A 24,172-nucleotide genomic window follows, 5' to 3' on the forward strand; every position below is an offset into this window, starting at 1 on the left:
TAAATTTCACGGCAAATGTGGGTAAATTTAAAGAATTTCTAGTATAAATTTTAACCAAAAAGGCTATTTACGCTCTCGTCGTGATATACGCGACGGATAACCTCGCCAAATAGCGATGTTACCGAGATGACTTTGATTTTATCGCACTCTTGGCGCAACGGAATCGTATCTGTGACGATTAGCTCATCTAGCGCGCCCTCATTTAGCCTCTCATAAGCTGGTCCGCTTAAAACCGCGTGTGTGCAAAACGCCATAACGCTAGTAGCACCCCTTTCTTTAAACGCAGCGGCGGCTTTGACGATAGTGCCGGCTGTATCGATCATATCGTCGATTAAAATCACATCTTTGCCATTTACATCGCCGATGATATTCATAACTTCGCTTTTGTTGGCTTCTTCGCGTCTTTTATCTACAATAACCATATCCAAATTTAACTTTTTAGCAAAGGATCTTGCGCGCGCCACACCGCCGACATCTGGGCTAGCGATGATAGGGTTTTTTAAATTTTTGTTTTTGAAATAGTCCAAAAACGCCAAAGATCCATATAAATTATCTACTGGAATATCGAAAAATCCCTGAATTTGCCCAGCGTGCAGATCCATTGTCACCACTCTATCAATGCCCGCTGTTTGCATCATATTTGCGACGAGTTTGGCGCTGATTGGCACTCTTGGGGCTGCCTTGCGGTCTTGTCTAGCGTATCCGAAATACGGCACCACGGCTGTGATTGATCTAGCGCTCGATCTTTTTAGCGCGTCGCTTAGGATTAAAAGCTCCATTAAATTTGAGTTAGCCGGAGCGCAGGTCGGTTGTATGACGAAAACATCCTTACCGCGCACACTTTCGCCGATTTGCACGCTAATCTCGCCGTCGCTAAATGTCTTGATAGAACACTCGCTAAGTGGCAGGGATAGGTATTTTGAGATTTTTTTTGCGAAGTCAGGATTGGCACTTCCTGATACGATTTTATAGCCACGCATATTTTGCCTTTGTGATAAGATGAGCCCTAATTTTACACCAAAGCTGATAAATTTAAGCTAATTTTCTACGATTTTACTCGGTTCGCCGAAAAGATTTGCAAGCTCAGTTTTTAAAATTTCTTCTTTGCTCACAGCCTCGCTTGCAAGTTTGGCAAGCTCGTTTTTAGTTTTTTGCATATCAGGCTTGGCTACTTCGGTGCTGATTTCGTAATTGCTCAAATTTGTCTGATTTAGCAAATTTGGCTTGGGTAAATCCTTTGGCGGGGTTGCCAAATTCGGCTTTGGCTCCGCCTCGCGAAGTGGGGCATTTTGGGTGATTGAAATTTTAGCATTTTCGCCAAAAGTCATTTTCAAAACGCTATTTATCGCCTTTGACGCGGCGCGCAAATACTCTTTGTCCTCGTTTTTGGCGCGAGAAATCAGATACAAAGTGGAGTTTTCGAATTTGACAAATTCAATGCAATTATCAAATTTCTCGCCCAGCTCGTAGCTTCTATCGTATAAATTTGAGAGAAATTTATCATACGCCGAATTCGCACTTAGCGTATCTGCGCCTGTTTTTTGCGCTACTTTTTGCTCTAAATCGTTTAAATTTTGGCTAGTGCTGTTTTTCGCAGGGGCTGGATTTTGCGCTGAATTTTGCGTTAAATTTGGCGCATTTCGTGGTGCGCTGAAATTTGCATTTGCCTGCGCGCTTTTTGGCGTAGCAAAATTTGGCGCAGAGCCCAAATTTGCCCCGCTTGCACCGCTATCACCAATGGATTTTGAAATTTCGATTAACTCGTCGATTTCTTGCAAATTTACAGCTTCCATCATCAAAAATATCATCATCAAAAGCGAGTAAGTATTATCCGAACTCACGCCTAGCATGCTTTTTGCGCCGGCTAAAATTCGGAAAAATCGCTCATAAATTAGCATGCTAAATTTGGTATCATTTCGCAAAAATTTCTCTTTTAAATTTGCAATCATTTCGTCGATTATGGTCTCGGCGTTGTAGTTTTCGATCTCTTTGACGATTTCGATAGCGCCCACGCGGTCTTGGCGCAAAACGATTTCTAAAATTTCATTGATTTTGGCGGGATCTAGGAGCCCCAGCATATCGGCTACTGCGGTTTGCGTGACATTTTCTTCGCTATAAATTATGGCTTGATCTAAAAGCGTGAGAGTATCCCTGAGTGAGCCAGAACCGCTTCTAGCTAGGATTTTGAGCGCGCCGTTTTCGTAAGAAATACCCTCGTTTTGCAAAATCGCTTCAAGGTGCGAAATAATCGCTAATTGGGCGATTGGTTTGAAGCGGAAGTGTTGCGTGCGCGAAAGTACGGTCGCTGGTAGTTTGAGCGGGTCTGTGGTGGCTAGGATAAATTTCACATACGCAGGCGGTTCTTCAAGCGTCTTTAAAAGGGCGTTTGAAGCCTCTTTGGTAAGCATATGAACCTCGTCAATGATAAAAATTTTAAATCTCGCACTAGCCGGGGAGTATTTGGTCTGCTCGATTAGCTCCCTGATATCGTCGATTTTGCGGTGGCTTGCGGCGTCCATTTCGATGATATCGATATGGCGACCCTCGTTTGCCATGATGCAGTTATCGCAACTCTCGCAAGGCTTCGAAGTGGGTCCGTGATCGCAAAGCAGGGCTTTGGCGAAAATACGCGCGGTCGAGGTCTTGCCAGAGCCTCTAAGTCCGCTAAAAAGATACGCATGCCCTAGTCTTGCACCATCGAGTGCGTGCGCTAGGGAGCTTGCGATTGCGTTTTGTCCGATTAGGGCGTCGAAGTTTTTGGGTCTGTATTTTAGTGCGAGTGCTTGCAAAATTTCTCCTTGATTTAAAACCTTTAATAATACAAAAAAAACTATAAATTTAAAATTTATCGCTATATTACGCCAAATTTTTCAAAAAAGGATCAAAATGAAATCAATTTTTGTCGCAATCTTTGCACTTTTAATCGCAGGGTGTTCGAGCAATACGCCTGTTTTGGGGCTTAGTCCATATATTTCTGCTGCTGCGCCAGCTCCAAAAACCAAAAGCGCTGGCGAGCTAAATATCAAAGACTCTCGCCAAAATACCCTAATTATCGGCACAATCAACGATAATAGCGGAAATTTAATCGACGAGGTTTTGCTTAAAACAGATTTGAGTTCGTGGTTCGAAAACGCCCTTAAAACTGAGCTTGGCGCGCGTGGCGTAGCCATAGGCGCAGGTGGGGCTACAATAAGCGTGGATATCAAAACCCTAAATGCTGCAATCGAGGGGTATTCTAAACAAAATATGAGCGCAAAAGCCGAAGTTTTCATCACTATCGTAAATGGCACCAGAACGATTACTAAGCGCGTAGCCCAAGATCAAAGCGAGTTTGCAGCCCTTCGCAATGCCCGCACAATGGAGCCTTTCGTCGAAAGTATGCTAAGAGATATCATCAAAAAATCAGCCGATCAAATCGTCTCTTCGCTATAAATTTTAAATGCGTTGCATTAATTGTGGCGCATTTTCCTTGCGCCTTTTTTGCGCCTCTTGTGCGCACACCCTCTCGCAAAACCGCCTAAACGCGCGTGTGGTGGAGGATTTCGTAGTATTTTATTATTACGGATACTCGGAGGTTAAAAATTTAATCCTCTCCAAGCACCATTTGCACGGAAGCGCGGTTTTATCGCGCTTGGCTAAATTTAGTCTAGCGAAATTTCCAAATGAATTTAAGGCTTTTTTAGATGAGAATTTGCCAAATATCACGCGCGAAATCCCAAATTTCAAATTTCAAGCCGTTCCGCTAGATGATGATATCAGCTCGGGTTTTTCGCATACTGCCGTTTTAGCCCGCGCGCTAAAATCGCGCGAAATAACGCCAGCTTATGGCGTGATTAAAGCCCAAAACAAGGTCAAATACGCAGGTCAGTCCTTGGAATTTCGCCTAAAACACAGGCGCGATTATAAAATTACAAAAGAGCCAAAATTTCCTGTGATTTTAGTCGATGATATCGTTACAACCGGGCTTAGTATGTTGGAGGCTAGGGAGGTTTTAAAAAAGGCTGGATTTAGAGTGGTTTTTGGCATAGTTTTGGCAAATGCACAAATTTAAGCAAATTTACGCGAATTTTAGGTTACTCAAAAGGTTTTTTTGCTAAAATCAAAAGTTTAAATTTGCAATAAGGAAAGATATGCAAGAAAGTATTTTTGACACACAAGAAATCATAGACATAGATGTTGAAGAATCAATAAAAACAAGCTATTTAGACTATTCGATGAGCGTTATCATAGGTCGCGCCTTACCTGATGCCAGAGACGGCTTGAAGCCCGTGCATAGGCGAATTTTATACGCTATGAACGACCTTGGAGTTAGCTCTCGCCAACCATATAAAAAATCAGCGCGTATTGTAGGCGATGTCATTGGTAAATACCACCCACACGGCGATACAGCGGTGTATGATGCGCTAGTGCGTATGGCACAAAGCTTTTCTATGAGAATTCCAACCGTCGATGGTCAGGGAAACTTCGGCTCGATTGACGGCGATGGCGCGGCTGCTATGCGTTATACAGAGGCTAGAATGACGCCACTAGCCGAAGAGCTTTTGAAAGATTTAGACAAAGAGACGGTTGATTTCATACCAAACTACGATGAGAGCCTAAGTGAGCCTGATGTGCTTCCTGCGCGCGTGCCAAATTTGCTTTTAAACGGATCGAGCGGTATCGCTGTGGGTATGGCGACAAATATCCCGCCACACAGCCTTGATGAGCTTGTAGATGGGCTTTTGCTTTTAATCGACAATAAAAACGCAAGCCTTGAAGAGGTCATGCAATACATCAAAGGTCCAGATTTCCCAACTGGCGGACTTATTTTTGGCAAAAAAGGCATAATTGATGCTTATCGCACTGGGCGTGGTAGGATTAAACTGCGAGCCAAAACGCATATCGAAAAAAAGGCCAACAAAGATGTCATCGTCATCGACGAGCTTCCATATCAGACAAACAAAGCCCGCCTTATCGAGCAAATCGCGGATTTGGTCAAAGATAAGCAAATCGATGGTATCAGCGAAGTGCGCGATGAGAGCGATTTCGAGGGAATTCGCGTCGTAATCGAGCTCAAACGCGACGCTATGAGCGATATCGTGCTAAATAATCTTTTCAAACAAACCACTATGGAGGGCACTTTTGGCGTAATTATGCTCGCAATTGACGGCAAAGAGCCAAAGGTATTTTCGCTAATCGAGCTACTTAAACTTTTCTTAAATCACAGAAAAACCGTCGTTATTAGACGCACGATTTTCGAGCTTCAAAAGGCGCGCGCTAGGGCGCACATTTTAGAAGGCCTTAAAATCGCGCTTGATAATATCGACGAAGTGATCGAAATCATTAGAAATTCAGCCGATACTGCGATAGCTAGGGAAAATTTAATGGCTAAATTTGGCCTAAGCGAGCTTCAATCAAACGCGATTTTGGATATGAGGCTAAGCAAGCTAACTGGCTTAGAGCGCGAAAAAATCGAAAACGAGTTAAAAGAGCTTTTGGTCGAAATTTCACGCCTTGAAAATATCCTAAAATCCGAAAATTTAATCGAGCAAATCATCAAGGACGAACTACTTGAAATCAAAGACAAATTTAAATGCCCGCGCATTACTGAAATCGTCGATGACTACGATGATATCGATATCGAGGATCTTATACCAAACGAAAATATGGTCGTAACTATCACGCATAGAGGCTATATCAAACGCGTGCCAAGCAAGACTTACGAGAAGCAAAAAAGAGGTGGCAAGGGCAGGGTAGCAGTGACTACATACGACGATGATTTCATCGAAAATTTCTTTACTAGCAATACCCACGATACGCTTATGTTTGTTACAGACCGCGGACAGCTTTACTGGCTCAAAGTCTATAAAATCCCAGAGGGCTCACGCACAGCCAAAGGCAAGGCGATTGTAAATTTAATCAAACTCGTAGGCGATGAAAAAATCATGGCGATAATCCCGACTACCGATTTTTCAGATAGCAAATCGCTAGTATTTTTCACCAAAAATGGTATCGTAAAACGCACAAATTTAAGCGCGTTTTCAAATATCCGCTCACTTGGCGTAAGGGCTATTAGCCTAGATGATGATGACGCGCTAGTAACCGCGCTAATCGTGCCAAATGAGGCAGGCGAGAGCGCACCGATTGAGAGCGATGATGAAAATGGACAAAATTTAGAAATTTCGCAAGAAATCGAAGAAGTTGAGAGCGAAATTTTAGATGAAAACAGCAGCGAAATCAACGAAAATATGATTTTCATCGCTACTAAAAAGGGTATGTGCGTTAAATTTAAACTTGGCAAGGTTCGCCAAATGGGACGCGTAGCCAGAGGCGTGAGAGGGCTTAAATTTAAAGAAGCTGGCGATGAGGTGATTGGTGCGACATTTATTTTAAATGATAATTTAGAAATTTTAAGCGTGAGCCAAAAAGGTATTGGCAAACGCACCACAGCTAGCGAATATCGCCTCACAAACCGCGGTGGCAAGGGCGTAATCTGCATGAAGCTCACAAACCGCACCGGCGATTTGGTAGGCGTAGTAATGGTCGATGAGGAAATGGATCTCATGGCACTAACCACAAGTGGCAAGATGATTCGCACAGATATCCAAAGCATACGCAAGGCCGGACGCAACACAAGTGGCGTCATCGTGGTAAATGTCGAGGGCGATGATGTGGTAAGCATCGCTACTTGCCCGAAAGCAGAAAGCGATGATGAGGGCGAAGTGGGTGAAGAAAATGGTGGCGAGAGCCTAAATTTAGAAAATAGCGAAAATCAAATCATACAAGGAGAGGGTGATGAATAGATATAACATCGCAATCGTTGGCGCAACAGGCGCTGTTGGCGAAGAGATACTTAGAGTTTTGTCTGAGTTAAATTTCCCAGTAGCAGATATTTTGCCACTAGCTAGCGCACGCTCGGCTGGCGAGGTCGTAGAATTTGAGGGCAAAGAGTATGTGGTAAAAGAGCTTACCGATACTACATTTGAAGAAAACGAGATTGATATTGCGTTTTTTAGCGCAGGTGGCAGTATTTCAGCGCATTTCGCACCACTTGCAGCAGCTAGTGGCGCAGTGGTAATCGACAATACTAGTCATTTTAGAATGCAAGATGATGTCCCTCTCGTGGTGCCTGAGTGCAATCCTGGCGATATCGAGCTATGGGAGCAAACAGGAATCATCGCCAATCCAAACTGCTCAACTATCCAAATGGTGCAAATCCTAAAACCACTAAACGACGCATTTGATATCGAGCGCGTAGATGTGAGCACATACCAAGCCACAAGTGGCGCAGGTAAAGAGGGTATGAGCGAGCTAGTCGAACAGCTTCAAGCGTTTTTTGCCTTTAAGCTTGATGAGTGCGAACCAAAGGTTTTCGCTCACCAAATCGCAATGAATGTAATCCCTCATATCGATGTTTTCAACGAAAATGGCTTTACCAAAGAAGAGCTAAAAATGGTAAATGAAACACAAAAAATCTTGCACAAAAACTTCCCAGTAGCCGCCACTTGCGTGCGTGTGCCTGTCATGAGAAGCCACAGCGAGGCGATTACGATTAAATTTAAACAAGATTTCACGCTTGAAAAGGTGCGCGAAATTTTAGCAAACGCAAAAAGCGTCGTGCTTTGCGATGATCCAAGCGAGAAAAAATACCCTATGCCAATCGTCGCTACCGATACGAACGAGACTTTCGTAGGTAGGATTCGCCGCGATATTTATGATGATAAAATCTTGCACCTTTGGTGCAGTGCCGATCAAATCCGCGTCGGAGCGGCTACAAATGCCGTTAGAATCGCGCTTGATTGGATTGAACTTCAAGAAAACAAATAAATTTACGGGCGCAAATTTAAAGCGCCCATTTTAAATTTTACAAATTTTACTAAATTTAGCCTATTTAAGGAGCAATGATGATTTTTATCGACGCATGTTTGAAAAAACCGACACCTTATACGCCTGTGTGGATGATGAGACAGGCTGGGCGTTATCTGCCAGAATACATGGCAGTGCGAAAAAGCGTGGGCGGATTTTTGGAGCTTTGCAAGGACTTTCGCAAGGCTAGTGAGGTTACGATTCAACCTGTGGAGATTTTAGGCGTCGATGCGGCGATATTATTTAGCGATATTTTGGTTGTTCCGCTTGAAATGGGCTTAGAGCTTGAATTTGTAGCTGGGGAAGGTCCAAAATTTAAAAATCCTTTGAAAAGCTTAGAAGATTTAAAGGCTTTAAGTCCCGAAAAAGCCGTGAAAAATCTGCAATATGTCTATGATACGGTTGCGCTAACAAGGCAGAATTTAAGCGATGATAAGGCGCTAATTGGCTTTTGTGGTTCGCCTTGGACGGTGGCGACATATATGATCGAAGGCGGCACGACAAAGACTTACGCGATTTGCAAAAAAATGGCGTATTCTAACCCTGAGCTTTTGCACGAGATTTTGCGAAGCGTAACCGAAGCGACCAAACTTTACCTTGAAAATCAAATCAAAAACGGCGTAAATGCCGTGCAGATTTTTGATAGCTGGGCGAGTGCGTTAGAAGAAAGCGCGTTTTTCGAGTTTAGCTGGAAGTATATTTTAGAAATTTGCGACTATTTAAAGGCGAAATTTCCGCAAATTCCGATTATTGTCTTTCCAAAGGGCATTAGCGGATATTTGGATAAGATTAGCGGTAATTTCGATGTTTTTGGCGTGGATTGGAGCACTCCGATAGAGTTAGTTGCGGCAAAACTTGGGCAGAAATACACGCTTCAAGGAAATATGGAGCCAACCCGCCTTTATGACAAAAATGCCATAAAACAGGGCGTTTCGCAGATTTTGGAAGTTATGAAAAATCGCCCACATATTTTTAATCTGGGGCATGGAATTTTGCCTGATATTCCTGTGGAAAATGCGAAATATTTCATAAATTTAGTGCATGAAATGAGCGTGGGAAAATGAAATATATTTTCGGTCCTGTGAGTTCTCGCCGTTTTGGGCAGAGCCTTGGGATTGATTTAAGTCCAAATTCGAAGCAATGCAACTTTAACTGCGCTTATTGTGAGCTAAAAGCCAAAAAGCCTATTTCGCAGATGAGCGAGATTTGCGATATTTCGCCCGTGCTTGATGAGCTAAAAACGGCTTTGGCTAAATTTAAAAATACCCAAGTCATCACGCTTACGGCTAACGGAGAGCCAAGTCTGCACCCTAAATTTGGCGAACTTGTAAGCGAGATTAAGGCGTTAAATTTGCCACAAAAACTGCTAGTTTTATCAAATTCAAGCAGAATTTCGCAAAATTACGAAGCGTTTTTGAAATGCGATATTTGCAAATTTTCCCTTGATAGCGTGGTTAGTGAAACTTTTAAAAAAATCGATAATCCGCATAGCAGTGTAAATTTGGACGAAATTATCTCAAATTTGATTAAATTTAGCTCTGAATTTAGGGGTGAATTAGTTATTGAAATTTTGGTTGTTGCAGGACTAAATGATACTGCCAGCGAATTTGAAGCTCTAAATTCGGTGCTTGAAAAAATAAATCCCGCTCGCATTGATTTAGGTACGATTGATCGTCCGCCTGCGTTTAAAAACGCTAAGCCAGTAAGCTTGGAGAGGCTAGAATTTTTAAGCAAATTTTTGAAAAATCAAAGTGTAAATATAGTCGCAAAACCAAAATATGATAACGAAAAGCTCGATTTTAGCGAAGATGAAATCCTATCAATGCTAGTTCGCCGTCCCCAAAGCCTAAGCGATGTAGAGGCTAAATTTAGCGAACTCTCAAAGGCAAATTTAGCGAATTTGCTAAATTCTCAAAAAATCACCCTAAAAGACGGATTTTATAAAATTTCATAAATTTTGCAAAATAATGCCTTGAAATTTGCTTGTTATTGTCATTACGAGGCGTAAAACGACGAAGCAATCTAGTAAAATTCAAAGCGAAATTTAACGCCAAATTTCGCTATTTTACACTCTCCCACCATCTGTTTTGCGGTAAATTTGACAGGTTGAAAACTTCCCCCACAAGCGGTGTTGTGATAGTGTATTTCGCCCCAGCTTCCTTACTAGCGCGCACCAATCTCTCCATAGGCTCGCTCCATTTATGATACGCCAAATCAAATTTCGCCCAGTGTATCGGCAAAATCGCGCGCGCACCAAGCACGCTGGCGTTTTTCGCGCTTTGCTCTGGCATGGAGTGGATCTGCGCCCAGGCGCGGTTGTAGGCGCCGTTTTCTAGCATGGCGATATCAAAGCGTCCGTATTTTTGCGCGATTTGCGCAAAATGCTCGCCATCTCCACTATCGCCCCCGTAAAAAATCCTAGCCCCATCAGCGATAATCGCATATGAGCCCCACAGCGTGGTATTTCTGTGAAATCTACCGCTAAAATGCCTAGCGCGTTCGAGCGTGAAGCTCACGCCATTTACGCGCGCACTCTCTTCTAAATCCAGTTCCGTGATTTTCTCGTCATTTACGCCCCAGCGAAGCAGGTGGGCGCGCACGCCAAGAGGCACGATATAGCGCTCTGCTTTGGCGTCAATCTCCCTGATAGCGCGCATGTCGAGGTGATCGTAGTGATCGTGGCTGATTACCACGCATAGCTTATCTGGCAGGTCCGAAATCCTAGGCGTTATCTCATACGCAAATGGCGCGCCACCCACGAAAATCGGCGAGGCGCGGTAAAATACAGGGTCGGTGATGATATTTAAATCATTTATGCGAAATAGCACACTCGAATGCCCAAACCAGACAAAATCGCCGTTTTTGAGGGTGCTAGGCTCGAATTTCACGCTAGGAAGCGCGCGCGATGGGTTTTTGCCCTTTGGGGTAAAAATCATATCATAAAGCCAGCTTAGCATGCTTGGCATTTTATCGCTGGTCGCTAACACCGTAGGCTGGGCGTTTTCGAAGGTTTTGCCGTTGTATGCCTTGCTGGCGCGGATTTTCGCCATAGAAATCTCATCTGGCACTCCGCCAAAAACAGGGTGAAATTTCACGAAGCAAAGCACGAGCGCGCCCAAAAACAAAACCGTAGCAAAAAACCAAAAAATCGATTTTAAAATCATTTTTTCCCTTTGAAATTTTTGGTTTATATTAGCGAAATTTTGAAATTTTGCTTAGACAAATTCTCCAAATTTATTGCCCAATTTTGCAAATTTTAGTAAAATGCGCCCAAAAATAGGAGAAATTTTGATTTACGATGCGGTTATTGTGGGCGCGGGTGCGGCTGGGCTTTTTAGCGCGATAAATTTGCGTGCAAAAAGCGTTTTGATTGTGGAGAAAAACGCCTTAGCAGGGCGCAAAATCTTAGCCAGCGGTGGTGGGCGGTGCAATATCACAAATGCAAATTTAAGTGTGAAAAATTATTTAGGAGATGAAAATTTTATCTCGCAAATACTGCGCCGACTAAGCGTAGATGAGCTTTTGAGCGTGTTTGCGCCTTTGGAATTTTCGCTAGAAAAAAACGCTCAGTATTTTTGCAAAAACCACTCGCGCGCAGTATTGCAAAAACTACTATCTATGGCGCAAAAAACCTGCGAAATTCGCACAAATTGCGAAATTTGCGAAATTTCAAAGAGTGGCGAAATTTTTAATTTATTTAGCATTAAAGGCGAGAAATTTTGCGCCAAAAATATCATAATCGCCACTGGCGGGCCTAGTTTTAGGGCGCTTGGCGCAAGTGATAGCGCGCTAAGCTTTGCGGAGAGTTTTGGCATAAAGTGCGAGAAATTTCGCCCAGCCCTCGTGGGGCTTTGCGTGCAAAAGAGCGAGTTTTGGTTCAAAAATCTAAGTGGCGTGAGCCTTGGTGTGCGCGCAAAGCTCGCAGGGCGCGAGATCGCAGGCGAGGCGCTATTTACACACAGGGGCATTAGCGGACCTGCGATTTTAAATGCGTCGCTGTTTTGGAGAAGTGGCAAAATCACTCTAAATTGCGCTCCAAATCACAATATGCAAAGCCTAGAAAAAACCCTAAATGGCGGGAAAAAACAGCTTTCGAGTTTGCCGTTTTTACCAAAACGCTTTGTTTTGGAGTTTTTGCGCTCGCAAAATTTACAGGATAAAATTTTCTCAAAATATAGCCCCGCAGAGCTAGAAAAAATCGCGCGAATTTTTTCTTACGAGTTTGCGCCTGCTGGCACTTTTGGCTTTGAAAAGGCCGAAATTAGCGCGGGTGGCGTTTGCACGGACGAGCTAGGCGCGGATTGTGAAAGTAGGAAAATCCCCGGGCTGTATTTTGCAGGCGAGTGCATAGACGCATCTGGTATGCTAGGGGGATATAATCTGCATTTTGCCTTTGCTAGCGCTCTTTGCGTGGCGCGCGCGATAAATTCTAAACTTAGCGCGCGAAATTTGGCTAAATTTGGCTAAAATTTGCAAATTTGACAAATTTTAAAATTCGCCAAATTTCGCAAATTTAGCCCAAAATTATCGCTCAATTTTTTCGATTATGATATCGCCTGATTTTAGGCCTTCGAGCGTGGTTTTGGCCTTTTCGTCGTCTTTAAACTCGGCGCAGTAAATCTCCAAATACTCAATCCCTTTGGCGTTGTTTTGATTCATTAGTTCGATTGCTGCGAGTGCTAAATACGGGCGTTTTGCGCCAAGTTCGGTGGCGCGAGATAAAATTTCTTTTGCCTTGTCTGTGCGAGTGGAATTTAGCAAAAACTCGCCATAAGTGGTTAAAACCTCGGCGTTTTGGCTATCGCGCGCTAGTATCCTCTCATAAATCGCGTCGGCTTTTTCCTTGGCTCCCAGCACATCGAAATTGTGCTGGGATACATAAATTTGGGCGAATTTCATATCGAATTGCGTGCGGTCTTTGGCGTCGATTTTATCGGTGATAATCTCTTTGTTTATGTATTCAAAAACGCTCGCCATAAGCACGGAGTCGTTGTATCCTTGCTCGGCTTCGTCCTCGCTGTCAAATTTCAGCGGATACTCGCAGGCATGCTTGCACAGCGCGTCGGAGTATTCGTAGAGTTTGGTGATGTCGAGGTTCGCACCACCATTAGGATTTTTTTTCATTATAGCGTCGTTTGAATACGCGCTATACGGCTCGGCGCAAAGTGCGCTAAATAGGGCGAAAATCGCGATTAGTATGCGGTTTGTCATTTTCTTATCCTTAAATAAAAAAGTTACTAATTCTAGTGGAAAAATTTAAATAATTACTGAATTTAGGCTAAATTTTTAAATTTCATTTTCAAACGCACTTTTTGGATACAGGCCGATTAGTTTTTTTACCATTTTGCCGTTTTTATCATATATAAGCGAGGTTGGCGTGCCAAATATCCCACCAGCGACATTTGATAGGTATTTCACAGAGGCTGGCGCGCTAAGCGTAGGGAATTTTACCCCTTTTTCGCGCGCGGTTTTAAGATCTATTTCTAGCTCACCGCCACCGCCTAAAACGCCGATTACAAGGGCTTTTTGCGAGGCGTGGATTTCATTTAGGATAGGGGTTTGCGCCCCACATGCCCCGCACGAAGCCGTGAAAAAAAACAAAATCACAGGTTTGTCGTTTTCGCCGACTATAAAAGAGCGAGTTTTAGGATCAAATTTCGTCGCGATACTCTCGCCATTTAGGGCTAAATGGCGTTTTTCGCCATCACATGCACCAAGCATTAAAGCGCACGCTAGCCCTAGCGCAAATTTTAAAATTTTAAATTTCATTTAAAACCTCGATCTTATCTAATTTTCCGTGCCTTAAACGCACGACTTTATCGGCGTATTTGCCTAATTCTTCATTGTGCGTAACGAGTATGAGGCTCTTTCCCTCGGCGCGCAGTCCCTTAAAAAGCTCCAAAATCACAGCCTCGTTCGCCTCGTCTAGATTGCCCGTAGGCTCATCTGCGATGATGATATCAGGCTCGTTGATTAGGGCGCGCGCGATACAAAGCCGCTGCTGTTCGCCACCACTCAGTTCGCTTGGTCTATGCGCCAGCCTGTGCGCTAGGCCGACTCTTTCGAGCGCGCTTTTTGCACTTTTTTCATCGACACAGGAGTGGTAGTATTGATTTAGCATGACATTTTCAATGGCGTTTAGGTATGGTATGAGGTGGAATTGCTGAAAAACAAGGCCGATTTTTTTACGACGAAATTCTAAAATTTGCGCTTCATTTAGCGAGCTAGCATCATCTCCGCCTAGCAAATACTCGCCCTTTGTGGGGCTATCCATCAAAGAAAGTATATTTACAAGCGTGCTTTTGCCACTCCCGCTTGGACCCATTATGCTCACCCACTCGCCCTTTTTCGCGCCAAAGCTAATGTCATCTAGCGCTTTTACATCGCCAAAATATTTACAAATACCATTAAATTTTAAAATTTCCATATTATTCCTTTAATAAATTTGCCAAATTTGGATTTAGCGCCCGTTTTATGGGATAATAACTCGCACTAAGCGCGAAAATCAATGATAAAATCACCGCCATTACAAGCCCTATAAATCTAAAATCCACTCCGCTAGAAAATAAAATTTGACCCAAAATTATGGCTAAAAAATACCCGATTATCGCGCCAAATACTGCCCCGCTAACGCACAAAAGCAAAATTTCGCCCAAAATTATGTGAAAGATATTGGCTCTGTTTGCGCCGATTGCGCGAAGCAGGGCAAATTCTTTAATGCGAGAGAGTAGGACTTGGCTAAGGCTTGTATTTATGCAAATCGAGGTTATGGCTAAAATCGTAAAACCGCTTAGTAGCATTAAAAGCTTGATTTTATCTAGGATTATGCCTTGTGTTTTGGATACTTTGCCCACGACATTAAAGCTCATTTTCTCATCGCTCAAATTTTGTGAAATTTCGCTAAGACCCTTAAAATCGCTATCTACAATCGCTTCGGCGTAGTTAATTTCGCCTTTGGCGTTAAAGATATTTTGCGCCAAATTTAGCGAGATTAAAAGCAAGCCATCTTCCTTGCCTCCGTCAAAAACAATGCCCTTTATGCGGACTTTGTGAGTGAAATTTGCGCTCCCAGAGTGCGGAGAAATGCCGATTTCATCGCCAAGCTTCACGCCTAAAATTTTGGCTAAATCCTCGCCGATTAGGGCGTTTTTATCGTCGAAATCCACTCTGATTAGCTCGCCCTCTTTGAGTTGCAAAAATGGCATTGTTTTTGCTAAATTTGAAAACTCCACGCCCATTACCACAGCCGAATTTACCCCTAAATTCGCACTTTTAAACAGATAGCTATTGTGCGCTTTGAGATTTGGAATACTACGAAATTTCGCCCTTAGTTCATCTTCGCTAATGATAAAATTCTGCGAGGAATTTGGCGAGATTATCAAATTTGCCCCATAAGAGTTTAATTCTCCTGCGACTTTTTTGTCGATATCTGCCCAGATATTCACAAACGCCGCGCAAACTGCCGAGCCAAGGGCGATTGCGATAAAAATCACAAATGAGCGCAAAGAGTTGGCAAAAATGCTTTTTAAGACTATCGTGCGATAAAATTTATTATTTTCTACCATATAAAACCTCCGCTGGTGGCAGTTTTAGCGCGCTACGAAGTGGCAAAACCGAGCCGATTAGACAGATTACAAACCCAAATGCAATGCTTAGTGGCAAAACTAGCAGAGCAAAGCCCAAAAATGAGCCAAAGATTTGCTGTGCGATAATTTGGCTTGCTAAGTATCCCGCGCTCGCCCCTAAAATCGAAGCGAAAAGGCACACGACGAGGGTTTCGGCGATGAATTGCAAATATATAGCCAAACCGCTTGCCCCAAGCGCCTTTAAAAGCCCGATTTCCTTTTTGCGCTTGAAGGTTTCGTTGCTAAGCAAGCTTGCAATGCAAATGCTAGAAATGATGAGCGAGAGGATACTCACCACGCCCATTAGGCCTTGGATTTTTTTGGTGATTCCGCTCTGGGCTTCGCTCACGCTAAGGACTGCTTTGGCGCTTGCGTTTGGGAAATCCTCGGCGATTTGGTATGCTATGGAGCTAACATAGGCTGAGCAATACCAAGTATCGTGCTCCACGGCGTCTAGGCTGTCTAAATTGCGCCTAGCTTTTACCGATAAATCATCTTCTGGGATTGTCATTGCAGATACTTCTGCTTTGGCGATTTGACCCTCGCGGTGAGTGAGCTTTTGCACGAAGGCTAAATTTGCGATGATTTTACCGCTGTATTCCTCCGCATCGTGCAAAATCCCCACCACGCGCACAGTGTAAATGCCTAGATCAATCTCATCGCCGATTTTTAAACCCAGCTTTTCGCCTGCGATGACTTCATCATCTGCGCCGTCCTTTGCCCACTCGCCCTCCACGCGCCAAAATGGATAAAGGTGCCTTACCCCGACCCTAAAATCAGGCTCATCGCTCACTCCTGCGGGTCTGTCGAAGTATGTCCCAACGACCTCGAATTCATCGATTTGCTCGGATAAAAACGGCGCGTAGCTTGTGATATTGTTGCGCCAAAAAATCTCTTTGATTTTGACTAAATCGCTTTCGGCTAAAAAATCATCGTTTGCAAGTGGCGAAAAATCGCGCCCTGCAATTTCGATATTTAGGTTGGCAGATCTGGGCAAAACCACGATATTTGCGCCATATCTTCCAAGCTCACTTGCTAGTTTGTCGCCGATTTTAAGAGTGATATTTAGCATGCAAGCGATTAAGCCAACCGATAAAAAAATCGTCAAAAACGCTAAAAATTTCGACTCCTTAGCCCCAAAAATCGAAGCTTTTAAAATTCTAAAAAACATTATTTAAGCTCCTTTAAAGTGCCGTTTTCATCGACGAAATTTTGCGGATTTTGAGTAAAAATTTCTTCGTTTTTTTCGTTTTCGAAAAAATAAATCCTGCCATAATACAAATAGCTAAATTTTGATGAATTTGAAATTTGTGCGCGCGAAACGGGGTCGATGACCTGTTTTTCGACGATTTCGCTAAAATAGCTTGCCCCGCTTAAAATTTCGCTAAGCGCGATTTTTACGCGCTCGCCGTCAAAGTCAAATTTCATAGGGATTGGGTTGCAGCCACCCATTTTACCCACACTTGGCAAGAAAATTCGCACATTGCACGCTATGCAGATTAGCTCATCGCCCTTTTTGACATAGCCCATATCCCCGCAAATCGAGCACGCGTCAAACACCGCAACCGGCGAGAGATGAGTGCTAAATTTATTTAGCAAAAAAAAGCGGATTTTATGGCCGTCGTCGCTGATATAGGCGTATCTGTGCAAACGGCCGTCTTGCAAAGCCTGCGCGTCAAAGACAAACTCGCCATTTACGGGCTCTACGAGCGTAGGTGTATCGATCGTAGGCGGGCGAGAGGCCACTAGCAGATAATACAAGCTAGTGGCGCAAAATAGGGCGCAAAGTGCGAGTGTGCAGAGGAAAGTGCGCCAAATTTTAAATCTTGCACTTTTGTTTATGCGCCAAGCGATGATATTTTCATCTCGTGCTAGTTTTTTGGGGGCTAAATTTAGGTAGAAAATCCCCATAAATATGGCGATTGCGCACAAAATCAATATTAAATGCTGGTTGTTATGGTAGATGATTTTGGCGATTATGCTTAGAAATTCGCTCGAATTTATAAATTTAAGCGAGGCGTAATTTGCGAAGTATCCGCCCTGCCTAATCCCTAGCCCTACAAATCCGAGCTTAGCGATGAATAAAACGGCGCAGGTTAGGGTAAGGGCGACAAAATTTGCGCGCGCGCGATTTTTTAAAATTTCGCTATAAAGCAGGTAAAATAAAACTAGGCACGAAAGAGCTAAAATCACCATAAAAAGATTGAGAATCGCCCCGCTATCAAGGAGTTCGGTGCTAAAAATTTTGAAATTTGCGCTGATTAAAAAATACTCAAAACAGGCGCAAACGCCAAGGGCAAAAATGCAAAATTTGGCAATTTTTGAAAGGCAAAATTTAGCGCAAAATGGCAGTAAAAATAGCGCAATCAAGGCCAAAATATCGAAGAAAATTTTGCCCTCTTGCGCGATTAGACTATGATTTAGCGCGCTAAAACAGGCACCCCCAAACACTGCACCAAAAAAGGCAAATGCAAAATCTTTTTTGCCAAAGTGCGCGGCGATGATAAATAGTGGCAAAAATGCCAAAACAAAATGGTAAAAAAATATCGACAAAACTGCAACCTAAATGTGAAATTTTAGAGCTGTTTGAAATAAATGCAAATTTAAAATTTAAATTTTGTCTAATTTGTCATTGCGAGAATTTTGCGTTAGCAAAATTCGTGGCAATCTACGACTTTAAAATTCCTTGCGCTAAATTTGCTGTCATTGCGAGCGAGTGTAACGAGCGTGGCAATCCAGTAAAATTTAAATTCAAAATTCAACCTAAATTTTGCATTGAACGAACACTGAAATTTTAGGCGAAATTTTGCTTTTCTCGTAAGGGGGAAGGGAGCCAATTACTCTGCTTCGCTTCGCTCGCAAGAAATGCCGGCTGTCGCCGTCGCTACGCTCATTTTGCGAGGTCGCGCCCCTTCCCCCTTACAAACCCCCAACCCCCGACGACGCTTTACAAGGTGGCTAAATTTAAAGCTTCGCTTTAAATTTAGCTGGTTTTATTTTTACGGAAATGCTTCGCATTTCTCACAACGCTAAATTTGCAAAATTCTTTTTCAAACACTTCTAAAATTTCACCCAAAAAGGGTGAAATTTCGTTATTCTTTTGGAGTTCCAGTGTATGCAAATGTGTATTTCACATCAAATGCGCCCCACCATTTGCCCACGCCTGTGGCTTTGTCAGCGTGGCGACCAAAGCCGTTTGCGCCTGGGTTTTCGATATGGAAAATCAACTCATAATTTCCTACGCCATTTTCCATTTTGACATTTGCGCCATAGTGTGGGCCGTCGCTTGCGACCATTGGCATGAAATTTCCCTTTTGGATTTTGCCGTTATCTAGGTTTTTTAGCTCGTAGCCGATTTTTAGGTATGGGATCCACTCGCCCTCGCCAAAGCCGTTTGCATTGCCCTCGATCGCGTGGATATCGGCCTCTAAGTGAATATCAGCTAAGCTAGGGGCTAGATCAATGCCCTTTGGCTCCATATCGATTGGTTGTAGATACACAGCGGCGATCTCCATGCCGTTCATTTCGACTGGTTCGCCGATAGGTTGCTCGCCAGCGAAGGCGATACTTGAAGCAAGGCTTAAAGCCAAAACTGATGAAAATAATTTTTTCATAAATTCTCCTTTGAAATAGATTTGTTTTTTTGCTTAATTATCAAAATTCCAACTATTAAAGCCACGATTAGCGCAGCTTGCGGGATTAGGCTCTCTTTATAAGGGTAAAATCCTAGCCATGTAATCGTTGGCAAGCCCTCGATTATGGTTGGTGTAAATACCTTGCCCTCGACTAGCTCCATTATTCCCTTGCCGACAAAGACAATCGACATATAAAAAATAATCGCCGAAGTTATCATAAAAAACGGCTTGATTGCGATACGAAGCGAGAAATTTTTGATTAGGATATAAACCACGAGCAGTGCGATTACGCCTACGACAAATCCTGCACCCACCATACCTAGCGCGCTCGGAGTTTTAGCGTCAATTATGAGCGCTAGATAAAATAGCACCGTCTCGGCTCCCTCGCGATATACCGCTAAAAAGACCATCCACCATAGCATTTTGCCGTCTTTTTCGCTCAGGCTTTGCGAAATCGCGCCACTGATATATGCGCTCCATTTTTTCGAATTTGCGTTTGAAAGTAGCCAAAACCCGACATAAAACAGCAATCCTACGGCTACTAGCATGACTGCGCCTTCTAGGATTTCGCGACTTTGACCTGCTTTTGCGGCACCAAAAATCGCGCTTATGCCCCACGCTGTGGCAAAACTAAGCGCAATTGCGACCGCAAGCGCGCTATAAACGATTTTTAGTTTGCCCTCGTTACCTGATTTGATAAGTAGGGCGATGACGGCAGCCACGATGATTAGGGCCTCCATACCCTCGCGCAAAATAATTATGAGTGAGTATAAAAACAGATCCCATGCGCTAGAATTTTGCGTCAAATTTAGGCTCTCTTCAAGTTGCGCGAAAAGCTCGTTTTGCGCTGCGATAATCTGCTCTTTTGGCGCGCCAGAGCTAATTAGGGCTGAAATTTTATTGAAGCTAGCCTCGGTGTCAAGTTTGAGTTGGGAGTTTTTCGCCCCCACGAGGGCTTCCATGCCACTTTCTTCGTATTCGTCGAAGTAGATATTTCCGCTCTCATCGATTGCCTCATCGGTTTTGCCAGCCTCATACAGGGTCAAAACCTGCGCCATTTTGGATTTTATGTTTGCTACGGTTTGGCTAAAATCTGCATTTTGCGCCACTTCGCTTTCGCTAGCCTCTTGCGCGCTTTGTGGGGCTAGGGCGTAAGTTTGGCTAGGCAAATTTTGCGTGGCACTAAGAAGCAAATCGTCTAAATCTTTTAGAGATTGGTTAAATTTCGCTTCGCCCGTATTTAGGCTATCGCGCAATAAATTTGAGATAATTCGCTGAATCATTTGGTCGTTTTTGCTAGAAACATATTTTCGCACGACCTCTTCGAATCTAGTGTTGCGATAAATGTCAAATTTAGCCTTGTTTAGAGCCGATTTTAGCGCGGTTTCGTCTTTGTTATCAAAGGCAGTTTTTGCATTATTTAGCTCGGTGATGAAATCATTATAAACGCTAAGCCATGGAGAATTTGGGTCGGAATTTGGGGTTTGTTTTGCCGAATTTGCACCTGAATTTGCACCCGAATTTGCGCTAGAATTTTGCGTGGTGTTTGGGGCAGAATTTTCGCTTTGATTTGCGCTAGTTTGAGGCTGTTCTTCGCTCTCGTTTTGATACTGGGCGACTAGTTTATGACCGCTTTCGATGACTGGCAAAATTTCAGTGATTTCGCTATTTAGCTTCGCTATCATAGCCTCGATTTCGCCTCTTGGAGTGCCTGCTTTAAAGGCTTTGCGGATATTTCCAAACTGCTTTTCCATAGCGTAGGATTTTTTTTGTCCTAAATTTATGCGGATTCCAGCTTCTAAATTTTCAAAATGGCTAAAATACGCCTCTTGGGTTAGTTTGCGCGCACTAGCGCTATCGCCGCTATCATACGCGCTCAAAGCCTGCTCGAATTTAGCCTTTATCGCCTGGGCTTCGGCGTGGTAATCTGCGCCAAAAAGCGATGATAAAAACAGAAAAATCAGTAAAAAAGATGATTTTAGGATAAATTTCATAACCTGCCTTTTTGCTAATTGGTTTCAAAATCAGTTTGGGATTATACAGCAAAATACTTAAACTATAATAAAAATGTTTATCAAAAACAAGGCTAAATGATAGCCGAAATTTAGCCAAATTTAAGGCAAAATTTATGCGAATTTGAAATCGAAATTTAGTGAATTTTAAAGGTCAAATTTGAGAAAATTTATTGAAATTTAGGGGATAAATTTAAAAGTAGTCGGCGAACCGACTACTTAGTTTTAGTGTAGTTTCGACCAAACTTTGCTTTTCCAAAGTCCAGCAAAAACTGATAAAATCGCGAAATATAGCATTATGTAAAGTGCTGTTTTTTCGCGCTCATCTTTTTTGCTATCGCCGACTTCTTCGAGGTAGGCGACGACTTGATTTTCAGCTTCTTGTGTCAAGCCAACGCGAGGCATAGATGTGCCTGGGAGTTTCTTTTGTGTATCGTTGATAAACTCGTGCAAATAATCAGGCAATTTCGAGCGAATCATCATTGATAAATCTGGCGGAGTAGAGCCCATGTAGGCTGCGACTTTCTCCATATCGCTTGTGACTTTGCGACCAGCATATTTGACATCGTGGCATCTTTGGCATGAGTCCTCGAAAACCTGCGCGTTTTCCATTGCGCTTGGTGCGATTGAGCGTAGATATGCTACGATATCTGCGATTTCTTGGTTTATATCATCGCCAAGTCCGTAAAATGCTGGCATCGGGTGCGGATTTTCATCGCCAAATTTATGATCTAGCTTCATCGCCATTGTAGGGTCTTTGATAAGAGCGGCTAGGAATTTTGGTGAGTATAGATATCCTGCACTGCTAAGATCTGGCGGATTTACACCATAAGCTTCGCTAGCGCTTGTCGCGTCCATTGGAGCGTCCATGCCAAGCTTGTTTACGCCGTGGCATGCCACACAACCTGCGTTCATAAAGGTATCAGCGCCTCTTGTGGCGTCACCTTTGATAATGTCGATTTTATTAATCTCGTCCCAAAATAGCGTAACTTTGTCTTGTTGGTTTTTCGCGTCTTGAAGCGTTCTTGTCGCACTTGCGATCATACCCTCATCACCTGAATTTTGGGCTGTTTCTAGGGCTTTTTGCGCCTTTTCTACATTTGTAGTAGCAAGCGTGATATCCTCGGCTGCAAAGTCATAATTAGCAGGATCGACATGCGGGCTAAGTCTAGTATGAGCAAAAGGCTCAATCATCCAGTATAAAACCGCTACTAAAACAACGAGTATTGCTAATGTTTTTATCTCTTTCATCTTAACCTCTTTTCTTTCTTTCTGCGATTGTTATCAAAGGCAAGACAACTACTATCAATGCGATATAAAGTATCGATAAAATAAAGCCCCAATATGTATTTGGCAAGCCAAGCTCTGCGCCGTCTGCTGGGAGTTTGCCAAATAGGCTTAAAAGTATCATATCGATTAGTAATACCCAAAACCAGATAAAATATGCTTTGTTTCTGTGAGCTGGGGCTACGACAGAGCTTCTATCCATCCATGGAACTATCATTAGTGAAACGCCAGCGAACGCAAACGCCATAAGTCCGATATCTGCTGCCTTTAATGGTCCAACATCAAAGAAAAATCCGCGTAAAATTTCATATTGCCACAAGAAATACCACTCTGGGTAGATATGGTTTGGTGTTTTGAGGCTGTTTGCAGGGTCGAAATTTATCGGATCCATTGCGAAATTGAATTGAAAGCCAACTAAATAGAAGAAAAATATCATAAAGATTGAGAGATATAAGAAGTCTTTTGATAAAAATCCCGGCCAAAATGGGATAACTTTCGCATTTTTTGTATCGCCGCTTAGGAATTTTTCGCTCTCTACCTCAAAATCGATTTCTTCGCCGTCTAGATTATTGACATGAGGGACGCGAAGCGCATAGAAGTGAAGCGCGATGACAGAGATTACGACTATCGGAAGCAAGCAGACATGAAGCATAAAAAATCTTGTCAAAGTCGGATCGCTTACAGCGTAATCGCCTCTGATCCACTCTACCACAGCTGGTCCGATAACTGGAATTCCACCGAATAAATTTGTAATAACCATAGCCGCCCAGTAGCTCATTTGTCCCCAAGGAAGCATATATCCGCTAAAAGCTTCGGCTGAAAAAAGTATGAAAAGTAGCATACCGCTGACCCAAATCATCTCTCTGCCTTGCTTATATGAGCGATAGTAAAGTCCTACAAAAGTGTGGATATAAATCACCAAAAATACGACCGAAGCAGCCACTGCGTGGATATGTCGCCATAGCCAGCCATATTCTACCTCTTGCATGATAGTTTTATTTACGCTATCAAAGGCCAAAGCAGCGTCTGGTTTGTAATACATTACAAGCATTAAACCGCTTACGAAAAGCACGATAAATAGCGTCATCAAAATAACGCCCATAGCCCATAAAAAGCTGATGTTTTTCGGAATCCAATACTCCGTCATCATAACTTTCATAAATTTATTAACAGCAAGTCTTTGATCTAACCAATCCAAGATGCCTGTTGATTTTCTTACATGCATATCAATCCTCCTACGCTTTGCCCATTAGAGCTTGATATTCAGGGCCCTCTTCGCCAAGGACAAGTTTAGTTCCGTCGATTTTAAACGGAGGTATATCCATACCGCGTGGTGGCGGACCAAACACAGCTACGCCGTCAGTGTTGAAAACGCCTCCGTGGCATGCGCAAACGAATTGTTTAGAAGCTGGTTTGTAGCTAGGGATACAGCCCAAATGCGTGCATAAACCGATACAAAGCGTGTATCTAGCACCATCTACGACGACATCTCGTTCATCGTTTTTGCCCATATCGGCTGTCTTTTTGAGAATAAATATTGGCTTTTTGCGCCACTCTGTCCTGTATAGCTCTCCGTCTTTAATCGGGCTTAAATCCACAGTCGTTACGCCGGCTGCTTTGACGCTAGGAAGCGGATCCCAGCTTTTTTTCATACCGCCTAATGCAAATACGCCACCCACAGCAGCGACCGCACCAAACGCAAGTCCGATAAAGCCTCGTCTATTTTCACTAAAATCAGATTTAACAGACATCTTTACCCTTTCTTTTT

General features: G+C 43.2%; 21 protein-coding genes. 7 read left to right on the forward strand and 14 right to left on the reverse strand.

The window, feature by feature from the left end:
- Window positions 1-50: 50 nt before the first annotated feature.
- Both OFO07_RS07040 and OFO07_RS07045 read right to left on the reverse strand, forming a co-directional pair.
- A complete protein-coding gene (locus OFO07_RS07040; RefSeq protein WP_270859651.1) occupies window positions 51-980 on the reverse strand; it encodes a ribose-phosphate pyrophosphokinase in 930 nt (309 codons plus the stop codon).
- A gap of 57 nt (window positions 981-1,037) precedes the next feature.
- Window positions 1,038-2,792, reverse strand: a complete 1,755-nt coding sequence (locus OFO07_RS07045) for a DNA polymerase III subunit gamma/tau (RefSeq protein ID WP_270871467.1) — start codon at window positions 2,790-2,792, stop codon at window positions 1,038-1,040.
- A gap of 94 nt (window positions 2,793-2,886) precedes the next feature.
- Between OFO07_RS07045 and OFO07_RS07050 the strand changes: the two genes are divergently transcribed.
- The 6 genes from OFO07_RS07050 to OFO07_RS07075 all read left to right on the forward strand — a co-directional run bounded on the left by OFO07_RS07050 (window position 2,887) and on the right by OFO07_RS07075 (window position 9,799).
- Window positions 2,887-3,432 carry a YajG family lipoprotein gene (locus OFO07_RS07050; RefSeq protein ID WP_270871439.1) on the forward strand — a complete coding sequence of 182 codons (546 nt, stop codon included), beginning with the start codon at window positions 2,887-2,889 and terminating at the stop codon, window positions 3,430-3,432.
- A 7-nt stretch (window positions 3,433-3,439) separates the two neighbouring features.
- Complete coding sequence (locus tag OFO07_RS07055; protein WP_270871440.1) at window positions 3,440-4,051, forward strand: ComF family protein; 612 nt, start codon at window positions 3,440-3,442, stop codon at window positions 4,049-4,051.
- A gap of 79 nt (window positions 4,052-4,130) precedes the next feature.
- The gene (gyrA, locus tag OFO07_RS07060; RefSeq protein WP_270871441.1) at window positions 4,131-6,782 is read left to right on the forward strand and encodes a DNA gyrase subunit A; all 2,652 of its coding nucleotides are present in this window, start codon (window positions 4,131-4,133) and stop codon (window positions 6,780-6,782) included.
- Window positions 6,775-7,806 carry an aspartate-semialdehyde dehydrogenase gene (locus OFO07_RS07065; RefSeq protein WP_270859647.1) on the forward strand — a complete coding sequence of 344 codons (1,032 nt, stop codon included), beginning with the start codon at window positions 6,775-6,777 and terminating at the stop codon, window positions 7,804-7,806. Before gyrA ends, OFO07_RS07065 begins: the two co-directional genes overlap by 8 nt.
- Window positions 7,807-7,883: 77 nt before the next feature.
- Entirely contained in the window at window positions 7,884-8,909 is a 1,026-nt protein-coding gene (gene hemE / locus OFO07_RS07070; RefSeq protein ID WP_270871442.1) for a uroporphyrinogen decarboxylase, read from the forward strand.
- Complete coding sequence (locus tag OFO07_RS07075) at window positions 8,906-9,799, forward strand: radical SAM protein (RefSeq protein ID WP_270871443.1); 894 nt, start codon at window positions 8,906-8,908, stop codon at window positions 9,797-9,799. Before hemE ends, OFO07_RS07075 begins: the two co-directional genes overlap by 4 nt.
- Before the next feature lie 106 nt (window positions 9,800-9,905).
- On the opposite strand, the gene OFO07_RS07080 is transcribed toward OFO07_RS07075, so the two are convergent.
- Window positions 9,906-11,009, reverse strand: coding sequence for an MBL fold metallo-hydrolase (locus OFO07_RS07080; RefSeq protein WP_270871444.1), 1,104 nt, complete (start codon window positions 11,007-11,009; stop codon window positions 9,906-9,908).
- A 100-nt stretch (window positions 11,010-11,109) separates the two neighbouring features.
- Here OFO07_RS07080 and OFO07_RS07085 point away from each other — a divergent pair, with 100 nt between their 5' ends.
- Window positions 11,110-12,312, forward strand: coding sequence for an NAD(P)/FAD-dependent oxidoreductase (locus OFO07_RS07085; RefSeq protein WP_270871445.1), 1,203 nt, complete (start codon window positions 11,110-11,112; stop codon window positions 12,310-12,312).
- A 57-nt stretch (window positions 12,313-12,369) separates the two neighbouring features.
- Here the strand turns inward: OFO07_RS07085 and OFO07_RS07090 are convergent, their stop codons facing one another.
- The 11 genes from OFO07_RS07090 to OFO07_RS07140 all read right to left on the reverse strand — a co-directional run bounded on the left by OFO07_RS07090 (window position 12,370) and on the right by OFO07_RS07140 (window position 24,155).
- Entirely contained in the window at window positions 12,370-13,056 is a 687-nt protein-coding gene (locus OFO07_RS07090; protein WP_270871446.1) for a tetratricopeptide repeat protein, read from the reverse strand.
- A 75-nt stretch (window positions 13,057-13,131) separates the two neighbouring features.
- Window positions 13,132-13,614, reverse strand: a complete 483-nt coding sequence (locus OFO07_RS07095; RefSeq protein ID WP_270871447.1) for a TlpA family protein disulfide reductase — start codon at window positions 13,612-13,614, stop codon at window positions 13,132-13,134.
- Window positions 13,604-14,272: an ABC transporter ATP-binding protein gene (locus OFO07_RS07100; RefSeq protein ID WP_270866803.1), complete on the reverse strand. Its 669-nt coding sequence runs from the start codon at window positions 14,270-14,272 to the stop codon at window positions 13,604-13,606. The genes OFO07_RS07095 and OFO07_RS07100 overlap by 11 nt, the downstream gene beginning before the upstream one ends.
- 1 nt (window position 14,273) lies before the next feature.
- Entirely contained in the window at window positions 14,274-15,410 is a 1,137-nt protein-coding gene (locus OFO07_RS07105; RefSeq protein WP_270866804.1) for an ABC transporter permease, read from the reverse strand.
- On the reverse strand, window positions 15,397-16,641 hold the full coding sequence (locus tag OFO07_RS07110; protein ID WP_270871448.1) for an ABC transporter permease: 1,245 nt from the start codon (window positions 16,639-16,641) through the stop codon (window positions 15,397-15,399). Before OFO07_RS07110 ends, OFO07_RS07105 begins: the two co-directional genes overlap by 14 nt.
- Entirely contained in the window at window positions 16,641-18,023 is a 1,383-nt protein-coding gene (locus OFO07_RS07115; RefSeq protein WP_270871449.1) for a Fe-S-containing protein, read from the reverse strand. The genes OFO07_RS07110 and OFO07_RS07115 overlap by 1 nt, the downstream gene beginning before the upstream one ends.
- 539 nt (window positions 18,024-18,562) lie before the next feature.
- Window positions 18,563-19,084: an iron transporter gene (locus OFO07_RS07120; protein WP_270859954.1), complete on the reverse strand. Its 522-nt coding sequence runs from the start codon at window positions 19,082-19,084 to the stop codon at window positions 18,563-18,565.
- Window positions 19,081-21,099, reverse strand: coding sequence for an FTR1 family iron permease (locus OFO07_RS07125; protein WP_270871450.1), 2,019 nt, complete (start codon window positions 21,097-21,099; stop codon window positions 19,081-19,083). Before OFO07_RS07125 ends, OFO07_RS07120 begins: the two co-directional genes overlap by 4 nt.
- Before the next feature lie 243 nt (window positions 21,100-21,342).
- A complete protein-coding gene (locus tag OFO07_RS07130; RefSeq protein ID WP_270871451.1) occupies window positions 21,343-22,368 on the reverse strand; it encodes a c-type cytochrome in 1,026 nt (341 codons plus the stop codon).
- 1 nt (window position 22,369) lies between these two features.
- Entirely contained in the window at window positions 22,370-23,629 is a 1,260-nt protein-coding gene (locus OFO07_RS07135) for a cytochrome b (protein WP_270871452.1), read from the reverse strand.
- A gap of 10 nt (window positions 23,630-23,639) precedes the next feature.
- Window positions 23,640-24,155 carry a ubiquinol-cytochrome c reductase iron-sulfur subunit gene (locus OFO07_RS07140; RefSeq protein ID WP_270871453.1) on the reverse strand — a complete coding sequence of 172 codons (516 nt, stop codon included), beginning with the start codon at window positions 24,153-24,155 and terminating at the stop codon, window positions 23,640-23,642.
- Window positions 24,156-24,172 lie beyond the last annotated feature (17 nt).

The sequence above is a fragment of the Campylobacter sp. JMF_06 NA1 genome, from assembly GCF_027737785.1.
Lineage (GTDB): Bacteria > Campylobacterota > Campylobacteria > Campylobacterales > Campylobacteraceae > Campylobacter_B.

Excerpts from the sequence above, each read along its gene's own strand:
- OFO07_RS07040 (WP_270859651.1), bottom strand. The coding sequence starts at position 980 with ATGCGTGGCTATAAAATCGTATCAGGAAGTGCCAATCCTGACTTCGCA.
- OFO07_RS07050 (WP_270871439.1), top strand. The coding sequence starts at position 2,887 with ATGAAATCAATTTTTGTCGCAATCTTTGCACTTTTAATCGCAGGGTGT.
- OFO07_RS07055 (WP_270871440.1), top strand. The coding sequence starts at position 3,440 with ATGCGTTGCATTAATTGTGGCGCATTTTCCTTGCGCCTTTTTTGCGCC.
- gyrA (WP_270871441.1), top strand. The coding sequence starts at position 4,131 with ATGCAAGAAAGTATTTTTGACACACAAGAAATCATAGACATAGATGTT.
- OFO07_RS07065 (WP_270859647.1), top strand. The coding sequence starts at position 6,775 with ATGAATAGATATAACATCGCAATCGTTGGCGCAACAGGCGCTGTTGGC.
- hemE (WP_270871442.1), top strand. The coding sequence starts at position 7,884 with ATGATTTTTATCGACGCATGTTTGAAAAAACCGACACCTTATACGCCT.
- OFO07_RS07075 (WP_270871443.1), top strand. The coding sequence starts at position 8,906 with ATGAAATATATTTTCGGTCCTGTGAGTTCTCGCCGTTTTGGGCAGAGC.
- OFO07_RS07080 (WP_270871444.1), bottom strand. The coding sequence starts at position 11,009 with ATGATTTTAAAATCGATTTTTTGGTTTTTTGCTACGGTTTTGTTTTTG.
- OFO07_RS07085 (WP_270871445.1), top strand. The coding sequence starts at position 11,110 with ATGCGCCCAAAAATAGGAGAAATTTTGATTTACGATGCGGTTATTGTG.
- OFO07_RS07090 (WP_270871446.1), bottom strand. The coding sequence starts at position 13,056 with ATGACAAACCGCATACTAATCGCGATTTTCGCCCTATTTAGCGCACTT.
- OFO07_RS07095 (WP_270871447.1), bottom strand. The coding sequence starts at position 13,614 with ATGAAATTTAAAATTTTAAAATTTGCGCTAGGGCTAGCGTGCGCTTTA.
- OFO07_RS07100 (WP_270866803.1), bottom strand. The coding sequence starts at position 14,272 with ATGGAAATTTTAAAATTTAATGGTATTTGTAAATATTTTGGCGATGTA.
- OFO07_RS07105 (WP_270866804.1), bottom strand. The coding sequence starts at position 15,410 with ATGGTAGAAAATAATAAATTTTATCGCACGATAGTCTTAAAAAGCATT.
- OFO07_RS07110 (WP_270871448.1), bottom strand. The coding sequence starts at position 16,641 with ATGTTTTTTAGAATTTTAAAAGCTTCGATTTTTGGGGCTAAGGAGTCG.
- OFO07_RS07120 (WP_270859954.1), bottom strand. The coding sequence starts at position 19,084 with ATGAAAAAATTATTTTCATCAGTTTTGGCTTTAAGCCTTGCTTCAAGT.
- OFO07_RS07125 (WP_270871450.1), bottom strand. The coding sequence starts at position 21,099 with ATGAAATTTATCCTAAAATCATCTTTTTTACTGATTTTTCTGTTTTTA.
- OFO07_RS07130 (WP_270871451.1), bottom strand. The coding sequence starts at position 22,368 with ATGAAAGAGATAAAAACATTAGCAATACTCGTTGTTTTAGTAGCGGTT.
- OFO07_RS07135 (WP_270871452.1), bottom strand. The coding sequence starts at position 23,629 with ATGCATGTAAGAAAATCAACAGGCATCTTGGATTGGTTAGATCAAAGA.
- OFO07_RS07140 (WP_270871453.1), bottom strand. The coding sequence starts at position 24,155 with ATGTCTGTTAAATCTGATTTTAGTGAAAATAGACGAGGCTTTATCGGA.